Here is a 4196-nt window from a genome sequence, read left to right on the forward strand (position 1 = left end):
CGGCATTTTGCATCACTTTTGGGAGAAGTGACTGAGGTTTATCAGGAGCCGGATACGAGGCCCGTACGTCCGGTTCTGTGAGAAGGATAATGCTGCAGAAAATTACTGCAGCATTACCTTACTCGATCTAGTGAAGAGGGGACCTTTGGGCATGCACTTGATTTAAGTTTTATGGTCTTTTAGCAGCATGTAAAGACTTTTTGTAAAATTTTTATCATCATCCGACGTCCTTTTAGCCGGTCCTTTGGTTCTGCCGCCGCTTCTCCGGTGTTTTGCTTTCAGTTCCCTTTCTTCCAGCAGAAAATCAATAGTGTCCGGGCTGAAAATACGTCCTGAAGGGGATAATGCCGCAGCCCCCTTACCCAGAGTCATTGCAGCCAGACCCCAGTCTTGTGTGATTACAATATCTCCTTTGACGGCTAATTTCATTATTTCCATGTCTGCCTCTTGGGGAGCGTTTCCAACCACGATATGATTTTCAGAATCGATCTTGTGATTGAAGTTGGCTACGGTAATCATAGGCAGTGAAAGTTGTGCGGCAGCCTGCCGGCATATTTCCAGCACACTTTTAGGGGTAGCGTCGGCGTCTATTATTATTCTCATAAATTAATAACCATCCTCGAGTATATGTATAGGTATTTGCAAAAATCGTTGTTCCTAATCCATATAATGCTTTGTTAATGTTATAGATTCACCTTCTTGAACTTAGGAGAAGTTATAAAATATAATTATATATTAAGAAAAGTTGATTCTCTATATGGAAGGGAGGTTAAAACAATGCCTGCCAATCTCACACCAATATATTATAAAGCTGAAGAAAATTTTAAGAAAGCCGTTACTGTATCGGAAAAAATTGCCGCTCTGGAGGAAATGCTCGCGGTGATACCAAAGCACAAAGGTACTGAAAAGATGCAGGCAGATTTAAAAAAGCGCCTTTCCCGGCTTAGGGAGGAAGGGCAGAAGAAGTCAAAAAAAGGCCGTATAGATCCTTTCTGGGTGGAAAAGCAGGGCGCCGGACAAGTGGTATTGTTTGGGTTCCCTAACACCGGCAAGTCATCTTTACTTGCAACCGTAACCAGGGCCAGACCGAAAATAGCTGAATATCCCTTTACTACGACTTTGCCTATGACCGGTATGATGGCTTATCAGGATATTTTGTTCCAGATGGTTGATACACCACCAATCACAGAAGAATTGGTTCCTGACGGCCTGTCGGGCACTCTGCGTAACGCTGATGCTTTATTAATTTTGGTCGACGCTGGTTCGGATAATTGTCTTGAACAGCTTCTAACGTGTTATGATTATCTAAAAGAAAAGAAGATTATGGCTGATGAGGTTTCGCCTGGAACGCGCGCCATATCAGCTGACCGGTGCATGGTGCTTGCAACCAAAGCAGAAGTGGATAATAGCGCTGAACATATTCAAATTATGAATGAACTTGGGCCGCCCGATCTTGAAATAATCCCAGTTTCAGCAACAACGGGGCTTGGCCTGGAAATAATGCGGGAAAAAATTTTTGAATTGCTGAAGATTATCCGGGTCTATACCAAAACGCCGGGCAAGGCGCCTGATATGAAAACCCCCTTTATACTTAAAAAAGGGAGTAATGTGCTGGACTTAGCTGAAAATATTCATCGTGATTTACCGCAACTGATGAAGAACGTTAGGGTATGGGGTTCAGCCCGTTACGAAGGCCAGTCTGTCAACCGGGATTATCAATTATCTGATCGGGATATCGTTGAGATAAACCAGTAATAAATTTAAGTAATATTTATTTAGACACCTATCGTGTTTTCTGAGGGTAAAATAGAGAATGACCGGCAGTTCGTTAAAAGAGAACTTTTTATAGTTGAGCGATTTTTTAATTTTTGGCTGTACATATTGATGTCTGCCGTTTCTAAAGTATCTGCGAGAGGCTGTTCCGGTCCGTTTGAGGTTGCGCAACCTGTAGAGAGTGAAATTGGTGGTATCTTATTGAAATTATTGTATTTAAACATGGCGTCTGAAAGTTTTTTGCATCTTTGTTCAGCGACTTTTTGCGGAGTTCTGGCCAGCATAACAACGAATTCATCCCCGCCTATTCTAGTCACAATATCTTCCTTGCGAAAAGTATACTTAAGTAGTTTAGCGGCTATAATGAGGGCTTTGTCGCCAAAACGGTGCCCCATGGTGTCATTAATTATTTTGAGGCCGTCAACGTCAATCATAATCATGCTGACGGGGTAATTATCACTGCCTTCAAGTAGTTTAATTTGCTCCTCAAAGTAGTAACGGTTATATAAACCGGTTAGTTTGTCATGGATAAGAAGGTTTTTGTAATGATCGATTTCTTTTTTATAATTTTGTTCGCCGCAGTAATCGGCTTCGGGTAACGCTAGCAGCCCGGAAATTTGAGTAGCGAAAGCGCTGCATATTTTTCTTGATTTTGGTGTCATTTCTGAGCGTTTTTTTAAAACTAGGTATAGTATTCCTTTATTTATTCCGTTCCGATCTTTTAATTCGAATTGTATACAGTTTTTTAATTGTTGTATTTTTTCAAGATCTGAATTGATTAAGGGACTGGAAGAAATTATCTCATAGCCTTCCGAATTACGACAACAAACCATGACTTGGCGCAGGTTGAGCGCTTTCCTGAAAGTATTTGTCAGGGACGCGACTATCCGCGCAGGTTCTTTTATTTGTGAAAAGCTAAGACAATATAGTTCCTCAAAAAGTTCCTTTTTCAAGAAAATCACTCTTTTGCGATGGTTATCTAATATTAATATCGTAAACTTGAATCAATTACTTTACACTTTAAAATGTCTAAAAAGAATTATTATTAAACTATTGCTGTCGCATATCTTGCCAGATTTCTCTTGCCCGTCCAACTATTCCCGGCAAAGTTTCTCTCGCAGGATGTTTTAAAATTGTATCCAACCACCTGAATCCTTCTTTTGAATTGCCTAATTTCAAATTCAATACCCCAAGAAGATAAATAATATTCATTTCCAGCCTTGGATCACTTAAATTTTCCTTTTCATAAGCTTCTTTAAAACGGGCTATGGCAAGCTGCAGGTATTTTATTTCTGAATTAATATCTTTCTTGAACCTGTATAACCAGCTCATTTTCAAGAATATATTGCCTCTTTTGGAATTTTTAATTTTAAGATTTTTCATCGAGAGTATAAATAGAAGAAATGCTTGAATTGAATGTTCAAGGGTGCGTACTCCGCTGTAGTCAAAATTATCATGTTTCCATAATGGTTCGATCTGTTTAAGGATTTCCTCTTTTTGTCCGTCATTAAGTTTTATTAGATAGGTTTCTTCGTTAAATGCATAACCGCATTGGGGACAAATTACTATTTCGTAGTAAATTGGATTTATATGTTCATAGTGGTTGCATAAATCATCATCGACTTTTTTAATACGTAGAGAACTGGACCGGACGTGGGAAGTATTTATTTTATTATCACATATCGGACAGATATATTCTTTCCGGTACAGCATAGTTTTTATTTTTTCATCAGTCAGTTTTTCTTCAGGCAATAGTAATTCTGAAGTGTTATCAACGTCGTCTAAATTCAGTTTAAAACCGGATATGGTGTTAAATGCTTCGGTTAATTCCATATTTTTCATATTTGCCTGTCTAAGTCTTCTGCTTAGGTTAATAATTATTTTAATGGCAACTTCTTGGTTTTCTCTTAAAAAATCAAAAAATTGATTTCTCTCCAACTGAAAAAGGACTGTATCCTCAGCGGCCCTTGCATACGCGGAACGCCCCAACCCGTCGAGCAATGACATTTCGCCGATTATCTCGGGAGGTGTCAACGTCTGAAGAATTATATCATTACCATTAGAGTCGAGATTATATATATCGACTTTCCCCGATAAAACAACATACATGCATGTTCCTTCACCACCTTCCTTGAAGATAGTCGAATTATTTGTAAATCGGACGACTTTTAAGTTTTTTACGAGTTCTTTTAAAATGCTCTCTTCTGTGTCTTTAAGGAAAGGGATTTTTTTCATAATCTTAATAGCTAGTTCTGTATCCAAGATATCACCGCCAAAAATATTATTAATTTTTTTAATTATAACATAAAATGCTGAGACAAATTACCTTAAATGTTTTCTGTTTGTTAAAAAGGAAGAAAAACCAATATTCGTTTGGCATGACAAAAATATTTTTGGTTTCTTTGCATACATCTTTCGTATGA

At 38.3% G+C, this 4196-nt stretch carries 4 protein-coding genes; 1 reads left to right on the forward strand and 3 read right to left on the reverse strand.

All coding sequences use genetic code 11. The features are described from left to right. Nucleotides 1-162 precede the first annotated feature (162 nt). The gene (locus L7E55_RS17335; RefSeq protein WP_277445616.1) at nucleotides 163-603 is read right to left on the reverse strand and encodes a YaiI/YqxD family protein; all 441 of its coding nucleotides are present in this window, start codon (nucleotides 601-603) and stop codon (nucleotides 163-165) included. A gap of 174 nt (nucleotides 604-777) precedes the next feature. Here L7E55_RS17335 and L7E55_RS17340 point away from each other — a divergent pair, with 174 nt between their 5' ends. Continuing rightward, nucleotides 778-1755 (forward strand): GTPase, encoded by a 978-nt coding sequence (locus tag L7E55_RS17340; RefSeq protein ID WP_277445617.1) that lies wholly within the window; start codon nucleotides 778-780, stop codon nucleotides 1753-1755. Between the two features lie 20 nt (nucleotides 1756-1775). On the opposite strand, the gene L7E55_RS17345 is transcribed toward L7E55_RS17340, so the two are convergent. After that, entirely contained in the window at nucleotides 1776-2726 is a 951-nt protein-coding gene (locus L7E55_RS17345; RefSeq protein ID WP_277445618.1) for a GGDEF domain-containing protein, read from the reverse strand. A 97-nt stretch (nucleotides 2727-2823) separates the two neighbouring features. Beyond that, a complete protein-coding gene (locus L7E55_RS17350; RefSeq protein ID WP_277445619.1) occupies nucleotides 2824-4035 on the reverse strand; it encodes a DUF2225 domain-containing protein in 1212 nt (403 codons plus the stop codon). Nucleotides 4036-4196 lie beyond the last annotated feature (161 nt).

The organism is Pelotomaculum isophthalicicum JI (assembly GCF_029478095.1).
In the GTDB taxonomy this organism is placed as follows: domain Bacteria; phylum Bacillota; class Desulfotomaculia; order Desulfotomaculales; family Pelotomaculaceae; genus Pelotomaculum_D; species Pelotomaculum_D isophthalicicum.